Below are 18,039 nucleotides of genomic sequence, written 5' to 3' on the forward strand. Positions count from 1 at the left end.
GCGGACCGTGTCCGCCGCCCTTCGTGCACACCTGTTGACTTCCGGCCGTCAGTCCCCCTGGCGCTGCTGGGGGATCTGCCCCTGCAGCAGGGCCCTGACCTCCGACTCGCGGTACCGGCGGTGGCCCCCCAGGGTGCGGATGGCGCTGAGCTTGCCAGCCTTGGCCCACCGGGTCACCGTCTTCGGGTCGACACGGAACATCGACGCCACCTCGGCCGGTGTGAGTAGCGGCTCTGGTTCGTGCGTTCGCGATGCCATCGGTCACTCCTCCACATGTATAGACATCGGCCGGGGTCCCGCCGGCCGACGCGTCTCCCATGGTCCGGCTAGTCCCCGATGTCCGACATGGGCCGAACGGCCGAACGTCCCTAGACGGACGGATGAACCATGCCCGATTTATGCGACTTTTACACGGCAGAAAGTACCTTATTCGGACTCATGATCACGGTTCGTGATGCGCCAACTACGAGCGCGCCTCGGATCGAGGGCACTTCCTGGGCGATTTGGGATTAGTTGCACCGTTCCAGCAGCTGCACCGCGCGCCACCGGGCGACGAGCTTGTCGTACGCCGCGGAAGCCTCCTCGGCCTCGCCCCGGGACAGCCCGGCGAGCCCGCTCGCCACCAGCTCGGGCGAGTCGTCGGCGGCCAGCGTCTCGTCGGAGAGCAGCTCGACCAGGCCGCCGTAGTCCAGCTCCACCACCGAGCGGGGATGGAACTCCTCCAGCCAGCGGGCGGCCTCCTCGACCGCCTCGGTGATGGGCGCGTCCCCCACCGACTTGCGCAGCACCGACAGGGCGCGCGACGACCGGCGCCGGGCCTTGGAGATCTCCGTCCGGTAGCGCAGCGCCCGCCGCCCGGGACTGGTCACGTGGTGCCGCTCCTCCGGGTCGAAGAGCACGAACCAGCGCAGCGGCACGCCCCACGTCGCGATCTGCTCGTGCAGCCGGGGGACACCGTGCTCCAGCACCCGGGCCCCGCTGCGCCAGTCCTCCACCACGGCCTTGGCCTGCCCGGCGAGCACCGGCGGGACGAACGCGTCGGCCAGCACCGGCGGCACGCCGTCGCGGGCGCTGAGCGCCGCCTCGGCCACCCGGATGCGCAGGTTCCACGGGCAGACCAGGAGCGTCTCGTCGGTCTCCAGGACGTACGCCTCGTCCGGCAGGTCGGGCAGTCGCGTCCAGCCCGCGCCGAGGGCCTCGATCACCGACGTCCGTTGCCGACCGGGCCCCTCGACCGGGGCCACCGCCCGTCCCTGCTCGACGTAGCGGCGCCAGTACGTCTGGCGATCCCGGTCGAAGGCGGTCAGCGGCTCGTACACGCGCAGGTATGAAGCGAAGAGCGACGGCACGGCGCGATCCTCCCACGAATCGGAACCCGACCGTCGTCGGCGCTGCGATCACGCGTGCCGTGGGCGGTCGGACGGCGTCGGCCGATACTAGGCTCAGCGGCACCGGCAGCATCCCGCCGGCGTCCACAGGTCCGCGTCCCACAAGGACGCACCCCACACCAGGAGCTAGTCATGGGCGTATTCGCCACCAACGACGACCCGGGATCCACCGGTCACGAACAGGTCGTCTTCTGCCAGGACAAGCAGTCCGGCCTGAAGGCGATCATCGGGATCTACTCCACCGCGCTCGGCCCCGCGCTCGGTGGCACCCGGTTCTACCCGTACGAGAGCGAGGAGGCCGCCCTCGCCGACGTGCTCGACCTGTCCCGGGGCATGGCGTACAAGAACGCCCTGGCCGGGCTGGACCTGGGCGGCGGCAAGGCGGTCATCTGGGGTGACCCCGAGCGGATCAAGAGCGAGTCGCTGCTGCGCGCGTACGGCCGCTTCGTCGAGTCCCTGGCCGGGCGCTACTACACCGCCTGCGACGTCGGCACCTACGTGGCCGACATGGACGTGATCGCCCGGGAGACGTCGTACGTCACCGGCCGCAGCGTCGAGCACGGCGGCGCCGGCGACTCCTCGATCCTCACCGCCTGGGGCGTGTTCCAGGGCATGCGGGCCGCCGCCGAGCACGTCTGGGGCGCGCCGACCCTGGCCGGCAGGCGGGTCGGCGTGGCCGGCCTGGGCAAGGTCGGCAAGTACCTCGTCGGCCACCTGCTCGACGACGGCGCCGAGGTGGTGGCGACCGACGTCAACCCGAAGGCCCTGGAGTGGGCCCGCGCCACCCACCCGCAGGTCGCGCTGGTCGACGACGCCGCCGCGCTGGTCGCCGCCGACATCGACGTGTACGCCCCGTGCGCGCTGGGTGGCGCGCTCAACGACGACACGGTGCCGGTGCTGCGCGCCAAGGTGGTCGCCGGCGCGGCCAACAACCAGCTCGCCCACTCCGGCATCGAGAAGCTGCTGGCCGACCGCGGCATCCTCTACGCCCCCGACTACGTCGTGAACGCCGGCGGCGTGATCCAGGTCGCCGACGAGATCGACGGCTTCAACTTCGAGCGGGCCAAGCTGCGCGCGACCCGGATCTACGACACCACGCGGGAGATCCTGCGGCTGGCCGACGCCGAGGGCGTGCCGCCGGCGGTGGCGGCGGACCGGCTGGCGGAGCGGCGGATGGCCGACGTCGGCCGGCTGCGCACGATCCACCTGAGATGAGCGGCACGGGGCGGAGCCGGCCGGTTCCGCCCCACCGTGCCGCCCTTGGCGGTGCGCGCCGTTAAGCTGTGTTCGCGGGGTTTTGTCCGGTGTCACGGGCGCTCCCGGCACCGCTCCTTACCCGGTACAATCGGTGACGGCTGGATGACCGCGACGCGCGGTGCCGGTCGACGGTAACCCGAGGTGCCGAACGATGGCATCCCCATGTACCGTAAGAGCCACGAGAGATGCCTGACGTCATCGGGGCCCGCCTTCGGGCTGCCCCGCATTCTGTGCGAGGGGGTCGAGCCATGGGGCGCGGCCGTGCTAAGGCCAAGCAGACGAAGGTGGCCCGGGAGTTGAAGTACCACTCCCCGAACACCGACCTCACCGCCTTGCAGCGCGAGTTGGCGGGTGCTGGTAAGTCTGAGCACAACTTCGACGACGACTACAAAGAGTATGTCGACGACGATGATGAGGATCACGCGGACGAAGACCCGGATCCCTGGGTACGTCCGACCCGCTGACCTCCGGTCGCAGCTGAGCACGCGGTAATCCCCCGCGTGCTCACGCATGTGCCCATCTGAAGCGGCGCCGAAACCGACGATCAGGGACCATGCCGTCCCGGAGGCGACTCCGGCTGCTCGGCAGGTCCCTGATCCCGGTGCGCCCTCAGCGGGGGCGGTTGTTCCAGTTGTAGAACGTCGGGATGTTCTCGAAGTGGTTCCAGGCGCAGACGGCGCTCGCGCCGTCGCCGCCCGCCACCTCCGCCCGCAGTCGCCGCGCGGCCTCCGCCTCGTGGAGCAGCGCGGTGAGTCCCGGCGCGGCGTCCCGCACCCGATCGGCGACGTCCGCGGCGGCGTCCGCCCCGCGCTCAGGCTGCCGGTGACTGGTGGTCTCGGGCATGCTCCAACACTCCCTCCAGTAGGTGGATCTTGCTGTTGCGGCAGTGCGCGGTCTCCGTACCGTCGAAACGCCCCAGCTCGAAGTAACGGTTGGCCGCGTGGCCACCGCCGCAGAAACCGAAGTAGGGGCAGGACGAACGGCACGCCTCGACCCCGGCGAGGAACTCGCCGACCCAGGGCGTCCGGTCCGCTCCGGCCAGGATCTCGGCCAGCGGGGCGGTCAACACGTTGCCGCTGCTGAAGTCGCCGTACCGGACGTCGGTGAAGCCGGCCAGCTCGGGCGAGAGCACCGTCACCGAGCCGTCGTGCCCGACGGTCGGGATCGGGTCCAGCCGCCGCGGCAGCAGGTCGTCGGCGGTGCCGTCCAGCACGGCGGCGGCGTACCGCAACGACCACTCGACCTCACGCAGGTGGATCCGGGGATCCCGGCGCCAGGCCGCCACCAGTTCCGCCCAGAACGCGGTCACCGCCCGGGCGTCGTGGGAGTTGTCGCGGAGGTTGACCCCCTCGGTCTCCTCGATGTTGATGCCGAGCACGTCACACCCGAGACCGAGGAAGTAGTCGTACAGCTCCGTGGCGAGGCCCGGCTCGGGGCGACCCACCACCGCGAGCGCGGAGAACGGCAGCCCGTGCCGGCGCAGCGCCGCCACCCCGCGCACGATCCGGTCGTACGCCGGGCCGCCCGCCCGGGTGACCCGGTCGGCGTTGCGCTCGCGCGGGCCGTCGACGCTCACGCTCACCCGCACCCGGTGCTCGGCGAAGAACGCGCACCAGGCGTCGTCGATCAGCGTCGCGTTGGTCTGCACGTGGTGCTCGACCTCGGGCCCGAAGGGCGCGAGCAGCGCGGCCAGGTGCTCCCGGCCGGCGGCGAGCGGCTCCCCGCCGTGCCACACCACGGAGAAGCGGCCCGCCGCGGCCCACGGGTTGACCGACTCGGCCACCGCCTCGGCCACCGACACCGGCATCCGCCGGTCGGCGGCACGGAACGGCAGGTAGCAGTACGCGCAGTCCAGGTTGCACAAGGTTGTCGGCTGCATCACGACGTACGAGGGGACGGCGGCCAGGCCACGCATCCCGCTGAACGACTGTCCCCGAGCAGCCATTGCCCTCCTCCGCGCCTGAAGGGCTGTCGGGAACCCCGGTGAGGGGGTTGCCCCGACAGCTTTTGAGGGTGCCCTTCAGGCTAGGCGGCGACGGCCACTCGGGTGAAGCCCTGATCAGGTGCCCGTACGATCACCGGAGTGTGATCATCCCCGGGTGTGCTGCCCGATCATCTGCACGTTGCCGGAGCCCTCGATGATCTCGCCGGCCTGCCACGCGTCGACGCCGCGGCCGGTCAGAGTGGCCAGCGCGCGGTCGGCGTCCTCGGCGGAGACGATCGCGAACATGCCGACGCCCATGTTGAAGGTCGCCTCCATCTCCGGGTCCTCGATCCGCCCCTTGGACTGGATCAGGTCGAAGATCGGCTGCGGCTTCCAGGTGGACCGGTTGACCACCGCGTCGACGTGCTCGGGCAGGACCCGCACCAGGTTGCCCGGGATGCCGCCGCCGGTGACGTGGGCCAGCGCCCGCACCTCCGCCTCGGCGATCAGCTTGAGGCAGTCCTGCGCGTAGATCTTGGTCGGGGTGAGCAGTTCCTCGCCGAGCGTGCGCTGCCGGCCGAAGTCGTCGATCACCACGTCGAGCCGCATCCGGCCCGCGCCCAGCAGCACGTGCCGCACCAGGGAGTAGCCGTTGGAGTGCAGGCCCGAGGAGCGCATCGCGATGACCACGTCGCCGACCTCGACCCGCTCCGGGCTGAGGATGTCGGCCTCCTCCACCACGCCGACGCCGGTCGCGGAGATGTCGTACTCGTCCGGGCGGAGCACGCCGGGGTGCTCGGCGGTCTCGCCGCCCAGCAGGGCGCAGCCCGCGTACCGGCAGCCGTCGGCGATGCCCGCGCCGATCTCGGCGACCTTGTCCGGCACGACCTCGCCGGTGGCGATGTAGTCGAGCAGGAACAGCGGCTCGGCGCCGCAGGCGACCAGGTCGTCGACGACCATCGCGACCAGGTCGATGCCGACCGTGTCGTGGATGTCCATCTGCTGCGCGATCACCAGCTTGGTGCCGACGCCGTCCGTGGACGAGGCCAGGATCGGGTTCTTGTACTTCTTCGTGTCCAGCCGGAACAGGCCGGCGAAGCCACCCAGGTCGCCCATCACCTCCGGGCGCCGGGTCTGCCTCACCTTCGACTTGAGCAGCTCGACAGCCCGGTCGCCCGCCTCGATCGAGACGCCGGCGTCCGCGTACGAGACCGAGCGTTTGCGCGCCTGGCGGCCGGCCCCGGCCGTCCAGGGCTGGCGGTCGCCGCCGGCGCCGGTCGGGCTGCTTCCTGCGCCGCTGCGCTCGGACACGTGCGTCACGGTTCTCCCCTTTGTGGTTCTGGCGCCGCGCCGGTGGTGACCGGCCGCGCCGGGTGGTGCTACGGGCGGTGTGTGGTCACGCCGCCCGGAGTGGCGACGAGCGGAGGGGTGGTGTGCTCCGGGTTGTCGGGCGCCCCGGCGGCGACCCGCCGGCCCACCCCCTCGAGCACGTGCTTGCCGATCAGGTTGCCGGCGGGCAGGTCGATCGGGTATTCCCCGTCGAAGCACGCGCGGCACAGCCGGGTCTTCGGCTGCTCGGTGGCGGCGATCAGCCCGGAGAGCGAGACGTAGCCGAGCGTGTCCGCCCCGATCGACCGCCGGATGCCCTCGTTGTCCAGCCCGTTGGCCAGCAGCTCGGCGCGGGTGGCGAAGTCGATGCCGTAGAAGCAGGGCCAACGCACCGGCGGCGAGGAGATGCGTACGTGCACCTCCAGCGCGCCGGCCTCGCGCAGCATCCGCACGATCGCCCGCTGGGTGTTGCCGCGCACGATCGAGTCGTCGACCACGACCAGCCGCTTGCCCCGGACGTTCTCCCGCAGCGGGTTGAGCTTCAGCCGGATGCCGAGCTGGCGCAGGGTCTGCGACGGCTGGATGAAGGTGCGCCCGACGTACGGGTTCTTCATCAGGCCGGCGCCGTAGGTGATCCCGGACTCCTCCGCGTAGCCGATGGCGGCCGGGGTGCCGGACTCCGGCACCGGGATGACCAGGTCGGCCTCGACCGGGTGCTCCTTGGCCAGCTGACGGCCGATCTGCACCCGCGCGGAGTGCACGTTGCGGCCGGCGATGGTGGCGTCCGGGCGGGCGATGTAGACGTACTCGAAGAGGCAGCCCTTGGGCTCCGGGGCGGCGAACCGGCTGGAGCGCAGGCCGTCCTCGTCGATCGCGATCAGCTCGCCGGGCTCGACCTCGCGGACCACGCTCGCGCCGACGATGTCCAGGGCGGCGGTCTCGCTGGCCACCACCCAGCCGCGCTCCAGCCGGCCCAGCACGAGTGGGCGCACGCCGTGCGGGTCGCGGGCCGCGTAGAGGGTCGACTCGTCCATGAACACGAAGCTGAACGCGCCGCGCAGCTGCGGCAGCACCTCCAGCGCGGCCGCCTCCACCGACAGGTCGGGGCGGCTGGCCAGCAGCATCGTCACCAGGGAGGTGTCGTTGGTCGAGCCGTCGGCGACCAGGCCCCGCTCGGTGACCTCGCGCTGGAGCTCGGCCGTGTTGACCAGGTTGCCGTTGTGCGCCAGCGCGATGGTGGTGCCGGAGGTGGTGGACCGGATGGTCGGCTGGGCGTTCTCCCAGGTCGAGCCGCCGGTCGTGGAGTAACGGGCGTGGCCGATCGCCACGTGCCCGCGCAGGCTGGCCAGGGTCGGCTCGTCGAAGACCTGCGCGACCAGGCCGAGGTCCTTGTAGACCACCACGCCGGAGCCGTCGCTGACCGCGATGCCGGCGGCCTCCTGGCCGCGGTGCTGGAGGGCGTAGAGCCCGAAGTAGGTCAGGTTGGCGACCTCCTCCCCCGGCGCCCACACGCCGAAGACGCCACACGCGTCCTGCGGGCCGGGTCGTTGGGGGTCAAGGTCGTGGCTCAGCCGGCCGTCGCCTCGGGGCACCTGCGCTCCCTCATGCTGGTCTGGACCGGCCGTGCGAACCACGCGGGGGGCGGATTCGCACTCCTCGGCCGGGACCACTGTCGTCGCCTGACAGTGTACGCGAATCGCTGTCGATACAGAAAGTCACGATCTGGCTCCCTAACGTCACCGATCGATGCCTGTCGCCGCAGCTAGAGCGGCAGGTGCGCGGAGAGATCCGCCCGAATTCCGCTCACCTGTACGCGACCCTGCGTGATCGCCTCGGCCCAGTCGAGCCGCCCGGTGGCCACCGCCAGCCAGGTCGCCGGGTCCATCTCCACCACGTTCGGCGGGGTGCCACGGGTGTGTCGGGGACCGGGAATGCACTGAACTGCGCCGTAAGGTGGGACACGCACCTCCACCGATCGGCCGGGGGCGCGCTCCGCGAGGGTGGCCAACAGGGCACGGACCGCCTCCCGGAGGACCGGCCGTTCGGGTGTACGCCCCTCGTCGAGCGCCGACAACGCCGCCGCGACCGCGGCGGACTTAATGTGCGGAGAGGACACGACGGGACGATACGACCCGAACGCGCGGCGCCTCACGCTGGCCCTGGGTCGCGCCGATCCGGTCAGACAAGGCATAGTTGCCGACGGCGTATTCGTACCGTGATGATCCCCGGCCCGGCGCCCCGCCGGTCGAGGGAAGTCAGTCCGGAAGGCGGTGGACGTGTCAACACACCGACGTGCCTGGAAGCAGCGGGCCGGTGTGGTCGTGGCGCTGGTTGTCGGCGCTGTGCTCGCTGTCCCCGCCACACCGGCCCTGGCCGCCGACGTCAGCGTGTCGCCCGGCTCGATCACCGTCAACGCCGGCAGCGACGCCGCCGTCACCGTGCAGGTGACCCCCCGCGACGGCGACGAGAAGGTCCGGATCAGCCTCGCCGGCCTCCCGGGCGGCGTGAGCTGCGCCAGCGGCTGCGGGGAGGTCGACTTCAACAACGACCGGCCGAAGTCGCAACTGCTGCGGATCAGGGCCAACGACAACGCCGGCGACGCGAACGTCACCGTGACGGTGGCGGCCGAGGCCGAGTCCGGTCCAGGCACCGCGACGTTCCAGCTGACCGTCAGGGGCAAGGCACAGCCGTCCCCGACCCAGACGCAGACGGTCCGGTCGGTCTCCGGCAAGGTGGTCATCCAGGCGAACGGCAAGGCCGTGCCGAACGCCGTGGTGATGCTCCAGGACGGCGCCGGCAACAAGCGGGACACGATCAGCGACGACAGCGGCAACTTCCGCTTCACCGGCACCAGCGAGAAGCCGATCGCGCCGGGCCGGCTCGCCGTCGGCGCCAGCGTCGGCGACGTGTACGCCACCAAGAGCTTCGACGCGGCGGCGGGTCAGAGCATCACCGGCCAGCGCATCGCCCTGGCGATCAAGGTCGAGACGACCCCGAGCGCCACCCCCTCGGCCAGCGAGGAGCCCCTCCCCACCGACGAGGCCCTCGACGAGACCGCCGAGGAGAGCACCGAGGCCACCCCCGGCGCGGCGGCCAACGCCAGCAACGAGGACTCCGGCGGCATGGGGAACTGGCTGTTCATCCTGCTCGGCGGCCTGCTCGTCGCCGCCGGGGTGGGCACCATCGTGCTGCTCTGGATGCGGCGCAAGGACAACGACGACGAGGCCGACGCCCCGGCCGGCGCCGCGGCGGGCGCGGTCCCGGCGGGTCGTGGGGGGTACCGGGGCGCCGGCGCGGACGACCAGACGCGGGTGGTCAACCGGGTCGGCGCGGGGCCGGACCCGACGATGGTCGGCGGCACCTCGCTCAGCGACGCCCCGACGATGATGCACCGCCCCGTGGTCGACGACGTGCCGCCGGACCCGTACGGCGCGCCCCCGCAGCCCTACGGCGCGGCGGGCGCCGGGCAGGGCTGGGCCGGCAACGGCTACGGCGACGAGCCGGCCGGCGCGGGCGGCTACGGCGCCGGCGGGTACGGCAACGCGCCGTCCTCTGGCGGCGGCTACGGCAGCAACGCCCCGTCCTCCGGTGGCGGCTACGGCAACGCGCCCGCCTCCGGCGGCGGCTACGGCGGCCACGACTACGGCGCGCCGGCCGGCGCGGCAGGCGCCACGGGTGCCGCCGGCTACCCGCCGGCGACCGGGGGCGCCCGGGGCTACGGCGACCGGTACGACGAGCCGACCGGCCGCTACACCGGCGACGCCACCCAGTACCCGGCTCCGGCCGACCCGTACGCGACCGGCGTCTACCAGCCGGAGCAGGGCCAGGGCTACGGCCGGTCCGAGCCCGCGCCGTACGGCCGGGGCGCGGAGCCGGCCGGCGGCTACGACCAGCGCGGCGGCTACGACGACCCGGGCTACGGCCAGCAGGGCGGCTACGGCCAGGAGCCCGCGCCGCGCGGCGGCTACGGCCAGCAGGGCGGCTACGACCAGCCCACCTCGTACGACCAGGGCGGGTACGGCCAGCAGGGCGGCTACGGCCAGGAGCCCCCGCAGCAGCGCGGCGGCTACGACGACCGCGGCTACGGCCAGGGTGGCGGCTACGGCCAGCCGGGCGGCTACGACGACCCGCAGGCCGGGCGTGGCCGGCCGGACGGTCCGCCGCCGCAGCAGGACCGGGGCGGGCGCCGGCTGGACTGGCTGGACGACTGACCGCGCGGGCCGCGCGCCCGACGACAGCAGCACGGCGAGGGCCGTCCGGGATCCCCGGGCGGCCCTCGTCGTGAGCGATGCTCAGGCGGCGGAGAAGACGCCCTGGCGCAGCACCGGGACCACGTCCGAGACGCCGACCCGGACCGCGATCTCCACGTCCTGGGCGAAGCCGCCCTCGACCAGCTCGCGGCCCGACACGCTGCCGCGTACCGCGGCGGCGACGTCGGGAGTGCTGGCGAGCGCGGCGAGCGCCATGGCCGCCTCGACGGAGAGGCCGCCGGTCACACCGGAGAGTGCGTCCAGCACGCTGGCCGCCCCGAGCTGGTCCTCCACCGAGGGCCGCAGCGACCCGTCCGGCCAGCGCTCGCCCGAGGCGACCACACCGATCGGGGCTTCCGTCGAGCCGTACCCCTGGTGGCGCAGCCAGCGCCCGACGGCGGGCGCGTTGCGCAGGCAGGCGGCGACCACCGGCAGCCCGGTGGCGCTGGCCGCCGCGCTGATCGCCGAGCCGTTCGGCGAGGGCAGCACGAGGTCGGCGACGACCGGCGCGGTGCTCAGCGCCGCCGGTGAGAGCGACCACGGGTGTTCCGGGGTCGTCTGCCGGCGGCCCACCGCGGCGACCGCGCCGACCCGCCGCGCGTAGTCGGCGGCCTGTTCGCCCCACGGGAACGGGTGCACCCGCATCCCGCGCCCGACGGCGACCTCCACGGCGGTGGTGAACGAGAGCACGTCCACCACCACCAGCACCGCGCAGACCCGGCCGAGCTCGGCCGCCCCGGTCAGCCCCCAGTCGAACCGGGCGCCGGATCCGGGTTGGCCGTAGACCGCCGCGGCCAACGCCTCAGCGCTTGTCGGGCGCGGAGGGCTGCTCGGTGTCACCGGAGTCGGGGGCGGACGCCTCGCCACCCTCGGTCGGAGCCTCGGCTCCGGTCGGACCGTCAGTGGCCCCGGCCGCCGGCTGCTCGGGACCCGCGGGCTGCTCCGGACCCGCCGGGGCGACCGCCTCCGCCGGGGCCGCGACATCCACCGGCGCCACGGCGCCCGTGGGCGGGACCGGCGCGGCCGACGCGATCGGCTCGGCCGCGACGTCCGCCGGGTCCACCGGCGCCGCCTCGGCCCGCTCGGCGGGCAGCGGCACGGCCTCGACCGCACCGGCCACACCGGTGGCCGGCGCGGGCACCTCGACGACCTCCGAGCCCCCGAAGAGGCGCGGCAGGGTCGCGGTGTGCGCGGCGCGCAGCTCGTCCAGGCCGATCCGGAACTGGCCGTGCACCTCCAGCGCGCCGCCAGCCGGGTCGGTGACGCCGATCAGCTCGAACGGCACGCCCCGCTCGGCGCAGAGGGCGGTGAACGCCTTCTCGTGGCCGCGCGGCACCGAGACCAGGACCCGCCCGGCAGACTCGCTGAACAGGTAGACGAACGGCATGGACCCGCCGGCGAACCGCTCCGGCACGGCGATCCGGGCGCCGACCCCGCGCCGCAGGCAGGACTCGACCAGGCTCTGCGCGAGGCCGCCGTCGGAGAGGTCGTGCGCGGAGCTGAGGTGCCCGACCCGGGCGGCCTCCGCCAGCAGGTCCGCCAGCAGCCGCTCGTGGGCCAGGTCGACCTGCGGGGGCACGCCGCCGAGGTGCTCGTGGGTGACCCAGGCCCACTCCGAGCCGGAGAGCTCCACGTGCGTCTCGCCGAGCAGGAAGAGCTGGTCGTGGTCGCCACCCGGCCGGGGCACGAAGCCCATCGGCACCCGGTTGGCCACGTCGTCCAGCACGCCGAGCACGCCGACCACCGGGGTCGGGTGGATGGCGGCCGCGCCGGTCTGGTTGTAGAAGCTGACGTTGCCGCCGGTCACCGGGATGCCCAGCTCGGCGCAGCCGTCGGCCAGGCCGCGGACGGCCTCGGCGAACTGCCACATCACGCCCGGGTCCTCCGGCGAGCCGAAGTTCAGGCAGTTGGTGACCGCGATCGGCTTCGCGCCGGTGACCGCCACGTTCCGGTACGCCTCGGCCAGCGCGAGCTTGGTGCCGTGGTAGGGGTCGAGGCGCGCGTACCGGCCGTTGCCGTCGACCGACAGCGCCACGCCGAGCCCGGTCCGCTCGTCGATCCGGATCACGCCGGAGTCCTCCGGCTGGGCGAGCACGGTGTTGCCCAGCACGTAGCGGTCGTACTGCTCGGTGACCCAGGTCTTGTCGGCCAGGTTGGGCGACGCGATCATGCGCAGCACGGTCTCGCGCAGCGCCTCCGGGTCGGCCGGCCGGGGCAGCGTCTCCGCCCGGTCGGCCTGGAGCAGGATCAGGTCGGCCGGCTCGCGCATCGGGCGGGCGTAGACCGGCCCGTCGTCGACCAGCGAGCCCGGCGGCACGTCGACCACGAGCTGGTCCCGCCAGGTGATCAGCAGGCGGCCCGGCTGGCCGTCCGGCGACGGCGGGGTGACCTCGCCGATCGCGGTGGCCCAGACGCCCCACTTCTCGGCGGTCTTGAGCACCGCGTCGAGCTTCTCCGGCTCGACGACCAGCAGCATCCGCTCCTGGGACTCGCTGGCCAGGATCTCGTGCGGCTCCATCGAGGGCTCGCGCAGCGGCACCCGCTCCAGCCAGACCCGCATGCCGGTGCCGGCCGCCGCGGCGGTCTCGGTCAGCGCGCAGGTCAGGCCGGCGCCGCCGAGGTCCTGGATGCCGACGACGAGCTGGGCGTCGTAGAGCTCCAGGCAGGCCTCGATGAGCAGCTTCTCCATGAACGGGTCGCCGACCTGCACCGACGGGCGGCGCTGCTCGCTGCCCTCGTCGAAGGTGGCGCTGGCCAGCACCGACACGCCGCCGATGCCGTCCCGGCCGGTCTTGGCGCCCATCAGCACCACGACGTTGCCCGGCCCGGCGGCGGCCTTGTTCTGCAGCCGGTTGACCGGCAGCACGCCGAGGCAGAGCGCGTTGACCAGGGGGTTGCCCTGGTAGCAGGGGTCGAAGACGACCTCGCCGCCGATGTTCGGCAGGCCGAGGCAGTTGCCGTAGCCGCCCACCCCGGCGACGACGCCGGGCAGCACCCGGGCGGTGTCGGGGTGGTCGGCGGCGCCGAAGCGCAGCGGATCCATCACCGCCACCGGGCGGGCGCCCATGGCCAGGATGTCCCGGACGATGCCGCCGACGCCGGTCGCCGCGCCCTGGTAGGGCTCGACGAAGCTCGGGTGGTTGTGCGACTCGACCTTGAAGGTCACCGCCAGCTCGTCGGAGACCTGCACCACACCGGCGTTCTCGCCGATGCCGGCGAGCAGCCGGTCGCTCGGCGGGGCCTTCTCGCCGAACTGGCGCAGGTGCACCTTGCTGGACTTGTAGGAGCAGTGCTCGCTCCACATGATCGAGTACATGGCCAGCTCGGCCTGGGTGGGCCGGCGGCCGAGGATGTGCCGGATCCGGTCGTACTCGTCGTCGCGGAGCCCGAGCTCGGCGTACGGCTGCAGCTCACCGGGGGTGTCCCCGGCGTGCGGCACCGTGTCCACGCCCGCGGCCCAGTCGGCGGTCGCCGGCCCGGTGGGCGCGGCCGGCGGCGCCACGGCGGCCGGACGCGGCTCCACCGGCTGCGCCGGGGCGGCCGGGAAGGCCTCCGGGGTCTCCCGTACCTCGTCCGGATGGGTGGTCATGATCTCTCCTCGCTGCGCCCAAGGCCGCCCGGAGGGCGGGTGAGCCGACCGGTGATGCCGCCGCGCACGGTCACGCCGGCGCCCCCACCAGGTGCTTGAGCACCGAGGTGAAGAAGCCGAGACCGTCCAGGGAGGGGCCGGTGAGCGCCTCCACCGCGTGCTCGGGATGCGGCATGATGCCGACCACGTTGCCGGCGGGGTTCGTGATCGCGGCGATGTCGCGCTGCGACCCGTTGGGGTTGCCGCCGACGTAGCGGGCGACCACCCGGCCCTCGGCTTCGAGCTGGTCCAGCGTCGCGGTGTCGGCGACGTAGCAGCCCTCGCCGTTCTTGACCGGGATCAGCACCTCCTGGCCGGGCTGGAACGCGTTCGTCCACGCCGTGCCGACCGACTCGATGCGCAGGACCTGGTCCCGGTTGCGGAAGTGCAGGTGCTGGTTGCGGGTCAGGGCCCCGGGCAGCAGGTGCGCCTCGCAGAGGATCTGGAAGCCGTTGCAGACGCCGAGCACGGGCAGGCCGCCCCGGGCCGCGTCGACGATCGTCTCCATCACCGGGGCGAACCGGGCGATGGCGCCGCAGCGCAGGTAGTCGCCGTAGGAGAAACCGCCGGGCAGGACGACGGCGTCCACCCCGTGCAGCCGGGGGTCACCGTGCCAGAGACGGACCGGTTCGGCGCCCGAGATGCGGACGGCCCGGGCCGCGTCCCCGTCGTCCAGCGAACCGGGGAACGTGACCACACCGACCCGGGCGGTCACGAGCGGGCGTCCGGGGTCTCGTCGGCCTCGACCAGGCGGACGGTGAAGTCCTCGATGACCGGGTTGGCGAGCAGCTTGTCGGCGATCTCCCGGGCCCGGTCCAGGTCCGGTTCACCGGTGAACTCGATCTCGATCCGCCTGCCGATCCGAACCGAGGCGACGTCGCTGACGCCGAGCCGGGGCAGCGCGTTTGCGACGGCCTGGCCCTGGGGATCGAGGATCTCGGGCTTGAGCATGACGTCGACGACGACGCGAGGCACTGGGCACTCCTGACTGTGTACGCAGTTGGGTGCCGACCCACAACGGGCGAGCGCAGCCAGCCTACCTGGCAGATCCGGCCCTGGACGCACCGGCCGGACGCAGTTCAGGCAGTGATCCACATTCTCGGCGCGGGGGCCGGAAGACCGATGCGGGTTCGTTGCGATCCCGATGCGGTTCCGTTGCCGACCGGCCCGTTTCGCCCCACTCCGCCGGACAGCCGGGGCCACCCCCGGCAGCCGCGCCCCATCGCGTTTGATCGAAGAATTTCGATGACACTCTTGTGAACGACATCTCAGGAGCCCTACCGTACATCGTCGTACGTCGATCGGACGTGCACGGCCGCCGGGCCACCCCCGCCCGCCGGCCGACAGCTCGACCCGGTGAACCCGGGCCCATCCCCGAAGGAGCCCCACATGCGCATCCGATCCATGATCGCGGTGCTGGCCACCGCAGCGGCCGGCCTGCTCGGCGCCAGCTCCGGCGCCGTCGCCGCCCCGGCCGGCCCGCAGCCGATCATCGGCGGCAGCACCGTCTCGTCCGCCCCGTGGGCCGCCGCCGTGTTCAGCAACGGTTCGTTCACCTGCTCCGGCACGATCATCGCCGCGGAGTGGGTGCTCACCGCCCGGCACTGCGTCAGTGGCACGATGTCCGTCCGGGTCGGCAGCGTCTACCGCTCCTCCGGCGGCGTCACCCGCACGGTCAGCGCCAGCTACAGCCGCTACGACCTGGCCCTGCTGCGCCTGTCCAGCTCGGTGAGCACCAGCTACGTCACGCTGGCCAGCAGCAACCCGCCCATCGGCTCGACCAACTCGATCTACGGCTGGGGCATGACCTGCTACAGCGGCTGCTCGGCCTCCACCCAGCTCAAGACCGCGTCCGTCCAGGTGACCAGCAACAGCGCCACCGACGCGTACGGCGGCCAGGCGATCCGCAGCACCCGGATCAACGGCAACGCGTGGCGGGGCGACTCGGGCGGCCCGCAGTTCTACAACGGCCGCCAGGTCGGCGTCGCCTCGACCGCCGACGGCCAGAGCATCCAGAACTACGGCAGCGTCGCGTACAACCGGGCCTGGATCACCCAGACGGCCGGTGTCTGACGGTTAGCGCCCCGGCGGCGCGGATGGTCGGCGACGCGCCGGCCGTCCGCGCCGCGCCGTTTTGCAGCATCCGATCAGGTGAACACGGCTCGCGATCGGGCGCGCGCTCACCCTGACAGCATCGGAAACGTGCTGGTCGTGACGACGGAGCAACTACCCGGGTACGAGATCCGCCAGATCCTGGGCGAAGTGGTGTCATCGATGGCCAGGACGCGGAACCCGTACCGCGAGGGGGTCAAGAACCTGCGCGGCGGCGCGTACGACCCGATGGCGCCGGACAACCTGACCCGGTGGCGCACCGACTCGGTGGCCCGGCTCGGCGAGGAGGCCCGCCGCCTCGGCGCGAACGCCGTGGTGGGCATGCGCTTCGACAGCCGCGACTGCGGCGAGATGTGGATGGAGATCTGCGCGTACGGCACGGCGGTGATCGTGGTGCCCAAGATGCCGGACGTCATGCCGCCCGACCAGCCGCTGGTCGCCGCGGAGACCGCCCACGACCCCGCCTTCGCCGAGACCCCGGGCGGCATCGCCGAGCCGGCGAGCGCCCCCAACCTCCGCACGGCGGCGGAGACCCCCACCCGCGACTCCTGACCACCCGCCGGCCCGGTCGGCGCCGGTGCGACCCGGCCGGGCGGCGGCGAGCGGTGCCGGCTCCGGGCCGGGCGCGCGGTGCCGGGGGTTGGGGGAAGGTCAGAGGATGGGGGGCGGGGTGTAGGCGGCGGCCTCGGGGTGGGCGTCGACCACGGCGGCGACGCGGCGGGCGACGGCCTCGACCTGGGCGGGGGCGGCGCCGACGAACGCGGTGCGGTCGGCGACGAGGGCGTCGATCTCGCCCCGGGTCAGGCCCAGACGGCCGTCCGCCGCGAGGCGGTCGAAGAGGTCGTTCTCCGCGGCGCCCTTCTCGCGCATGGCGAGCGCTACGGCGACCGCGTGCTCCTTGATCACCTCGTGGGCGACCTCGCGGCCGACGCCGCGCCGGACCGCCGCCACCAGGATCTTGGTGGTGGCCAGGAACGGCAGGAAGCGCTCCAGCTCGCGGTTGATCACCGCCGGGTACGCGCCGAACTCGTCCAACACGGTGAGGAACGTCTGGAACAGCCCGTCGGCGGCGAAGAACGCGTCCGGCAGGGCGACCCGGCGCACCACCGAACAGGAGACGTCCCCCTCGTTCCACTGGTCGCCGGCCAGCTCGCCGACCATCGACAGGTAACCCCGGATGATCACCGCGAAGCCGTTGACGCGCTCGCTGGACCGGGTGTTCATCTTGTGCGGCATCGCGCTGGAGCCGACCTGACCCGGCTTGAAGCCCTCGGTGGCCAACTCCTGGCCCACCATCAGCCGGATCGTCGTGGCCAGCGAGGAGGGCGCGGCGGCGATCTGCGCCAGCGCCGAGAGCACCGCCAGGTCGATCGAGCGCGGGTAGACCTGGCCGACGCTGTCGAGCACCCGGGAGAAGCCGAGGTGCTCGGCCACCCGGCGCTCCAGCTCGGCCACCTTGTCGGCGTCGCCGTCGAAGAGGTCGAGCTGGTCGGCGGCGGTGCCCACGGGCCCCTTCACGCCGCGCAGCGGGTACCAGTTGATCAGGTCGTCCAGCCGCTCGTACGCGATCAGCAGCTCCTCCGCGGCCGACGCGAAGCGCTTGCCGAGCGTGGTGGCCTGCGCGGCGACGTTGTGCGAGCGGCCGGTCATGACCAGGCCCGAGTGCTCGACGGCGAGCCGGGACAGCCGGGCCAGGGTGGCCACCACCCGGTCCCGGACCAGCTCCAGCGAGGCGCGCACCTGGAGCTGCTCGACGTTCTCGGTGAGGTCCCGGGAGGTCATGCCCTTGTGCACGTGCTCGTGCCCGGCGAGCGCGCTGAACTCCTCGATCCGGGCCTTCACGTCGTGCCGGGTGACCCGCTCCCGCTCGGCGATCGAGGCGAGGTCGACCTGGTCGAGCACTCCCTCGTACGCCTCGACCACGCCGTCCGGCACCGGCACGCCGAGGTCGCGCTGCGCCCGGAGCACGGCGAGCCAGAGCCGCCGTTCCATCCGGATCTTCTCCTCGGGGGACCAGAGGGCGACCAGTTCGGGCGAGGCGTACCGGTTGGCGAGCACGTTCGGGATCGTCGTCACGTAGCTCATTCTCTCGTATCCGCAGGCGGGGGCTTCGCCGGGCGGGTCGCGGCCACCCGGTCTGCCGCACGGGCC

General features: G+C 73.1%; 16 protein-coding genes and 1 pseudogene. 5 read left to right on the top strand and 12 right to left on the bottom strand.

The window, feature by feature from the left end; translation table 11 throughout:
• Window positions 1-48: 48 nt before the first annotated feature.
• Together ACSNOB_RS11605 and ACSNOB_RS11610 are read right to left on the bottom strand one after the other, a co-directional pair.
• On the bottom strand, window positions 49-258 hold the full coding sequence (locus ACSNOB_RS11605; protein WP_007073996.1) for a BldC family transcriptional regulator: 210 nt from the start codon (window positions 256-258) through the stop codon (window positions 49-51).
• Between the two features lie 251 nt (window positions 259-509).
• Complete coding sequence (locus tag ACSNOB_RS11610) at window positions 510-1,349, bottom strand: hypothetical protein (protein WP_436686675.1); 840 nt, start codon at window positions 1,347-1,349, stop codon at window positions 510-512.
• Between the two features lie 171 nt (window positions 1,350-1,520).
• On the opposite strand from ACSNOB_RS11610, the gene ACSNOB_RS11615 reads away from it, so the two are divergent.
• Together ACSNOB_RS11615 and ACSNOB_RS11620 are read left to right on the top strand one after the other, a co-directional pair.
• Window positions 1,521-2,603, top strand: coding sequence for a Leu/Phe/Val dehydrogenase (locus ACSNOB_RS11615; RefSeq protein ID WP_436686676.1), 1,083 nt, complete (start codon window positions 1,521-1,523; stop codon window positions 2,601-2,603).
• Between the two features lie 290 nt (window positions 2,604-2,893).
• Window positions 2,894-3,109 (top strand): DUF3073 domain-containing protein, encoded by a 216-nt coding sequence (locus ACSNOB_RS11620; RefSeq protein ID WP_091099829.1) that lies wholly within the window; start codon window positions 2,894-2,896, stop codon window positions 3,107-3,109.
• Window positions 3,110-3,254: 145 nt separating this feature from the next.
• Here ACSNOB_RS11620 and amcA read toward each other — a convergent pair whose 3' ends face one another.
• From amcA to ACSNOB_RS11645, 5 genes are all read right to left on the bottom strand, one after another.
• Entirely contained in the window at window positions 3,255-3,488 is a 234-nt protein-coding gene (gene amcA, locus ACSNOB_RS11625; RefSeq protein ID WP_393101908.1) for a multiple cyclophane-containing RiPP AmcA, read from the bottom strand.
• Window positions 3,457-4,560: a cyclophane-forming radical SAM peptide maturase AmcB gene (gene amcB, locus ACSNOB_RS11630; protein WP_393102867.1), complete on the bottom strand. Its 1,104-nt coding sequence runs from the start codon at window positions 4,558-4,560 to the stop codon at window positions 3,457-3,459. Before amcB ends, amcA begins: the two co-directional genes overlap by 32 nt.
• A 174-nt stretch (window positions 4,561-4,734) precedes the next feature.
• The gene (gene purM / locus ACSNOB_RS11635; protein ID WP_436686677.1) at window positions 4,735-5,889 is read right to left on the bottom strand and encodes a phosphoribosylformylglycinamidine cyclo-ligase; all 1,155 of its coding nucleotides are present in this window, start codon (window positions 5,887-5,889) and stop codon (window positions 4,735-4,737) included.
• A gap of 59 nt (window positions 5,890-5,948) precedes the next feature.
• Window positions 5,949-7,490, bottom strand: a complete 1,542-nt coding sequence (gene purF / locus ACSNOB_RS11640; protein WP_393101906.1) for an amidophosphoribosyltransferase — start codon at window positions 7,488-7,490, stop codon at window positions 5,949-5,951.
• Window positions 7,491-7,660: 170 nt separating this feature from the next.
• Complete coding sequence (locus ACSNOB_RS11645; RefSeq protein WP_436686678.1) at window positions 7,661-8,014, bottom strand: sterol carrier family protein; 354 nt, start codon at window positions 8,012-8,014, stop codon at window positions 7,661-7,663.
• A gap of 160 nt (window positions 8,015-8,174) precedes the next feature.
• Here ACSNOB_RS11645 and ACSNOB_RS11650 point away from each other — a divergent pair, with 160 nt between their 5' ends.
• Window positions 8,175-10,109, top strand: a complete 1,935-nt coding sequence (locus ACSNOB_RS11650; RefSeq protein ID WP_436686679.1) for a carboxypeptidase-like regulatory domain-containing protein — start codon at window positions 8,175-8,177, stop codon at window positions 10,107-10,109.
• A gap of 81 nt (window positions 10,110-10,190) precedes the next feature.
• On the opposite strand, the gene ACSNOB_RS11655 is transcribed toward ACSNOB_RS11650, so the two are convergent.
• From ACSNOB_RS11655 to purS, 4 genes are all read right to left on the bottom strand, one after another.
• Window positions 10,191-10,946: a 2-phosphosulfolactate phosphatase gene (locus ACSNOB_RS11655; protein WP_393101903.1), complete on the bottom strand. Its 756-nt coding sequence runs from the start codon at window positions 10,944-10,946 to the stop codon at window positions 10,191-10,193.
• A gap of 4 nt (window positions 10,947-10,950) precedes the next feature.
• The gene (gene purL, locus ACSNOB_RS11660) at window positions 10,951-13,737 is read right to left on the bottom strand and encodes a phosphoribosylformylglycinamidine synthase subunit PurL (protein ID WP_436686680.1); all 2,787 of its coding nucleotides are present in this window, start codon (window positions 13,735-13,737) and stop codon (window positions 10,951-10,953) included.
• A gap of 70 nt (window positions 13,738-13,807) precedes the next feature.
• Window positions 13,808-14,491 carry a phosphoribosylformylglycinamidine synthase subunit PurQ gene (purQ, locus tag ACSNOB_RS11665; protein ID WP_393101901.1) on the bottom strand — a complete coding sequence of 228 codons (684 nt, stop codon included), beginning with the start codon at window positions 14,489-14,491 and terminating at the stop codon, window positions 13,808-13,810.
• Window positions 14,488-14,751, bottom strand: a complete 264-nt coding sequence (purS, locus tag ACSNOB_RS11670) for a phosphoribosylformylglycinamidine synthase subunit PurS (RefSeq protein WP_436686681.1) — start codon at window positions 14,749-14,751, stop codon at window positions 14,488-14,490. Before purS ends, purQ begins: the two co-directional genes overlap by 4 nt.
• Before the next feature lie 414 nt (window positions 14,752-15,165).
• On the opposite strand from purS, the gene ACSNOB_RS11675 reads away from it, so the two are divergent.
• Complete coding sequence (locus ACSNOB_RS11675; RefSeq protein ID WP_436686682.1) at window positions 15,166-15,849, top strand: S1 family peptidase; 684 nt, start codon at window positions 15,166-15,168, stop codon at window positions 15,847-15,849.
• 23 nt (window positions 15,850-15,872) lie between these two features.
• Window positions 15,873-16,440, top strand: a pseudogene (locus ACSNOB_RS11680) (YbjQ family protein).
• Window positions 16,441-16,539: 99 nt separating this feature from the next.
• Here the strand turns inward: ACSNOB_RS11680 and purB are convergent.
• The gene (gene purB, locus ACSNOB_RS11685) at window positions 16,540-17,964 is read right to left on the bottom strand and encodes an adenylosuccinate lyase (RefSeq protein ID WP_436686683.1); all 1,425 of its coding nucleotides are present in this window, start codon (window positions 17,962-17,964) and stop codon (window positions 16,540-16,542) included.
• Window positions 17,965-18,039: the final 75 nt, after the last annotated feature.

The organism is Micromonospora sp. URMC 106, from assembly GCF_051386395.1.
Taxonomy (GTDB): domain Bacteria; phylum Actinomycetota; class Actinomycetes; order Mycobacteriales; family Micromonosporaceae; genus Micromonospora.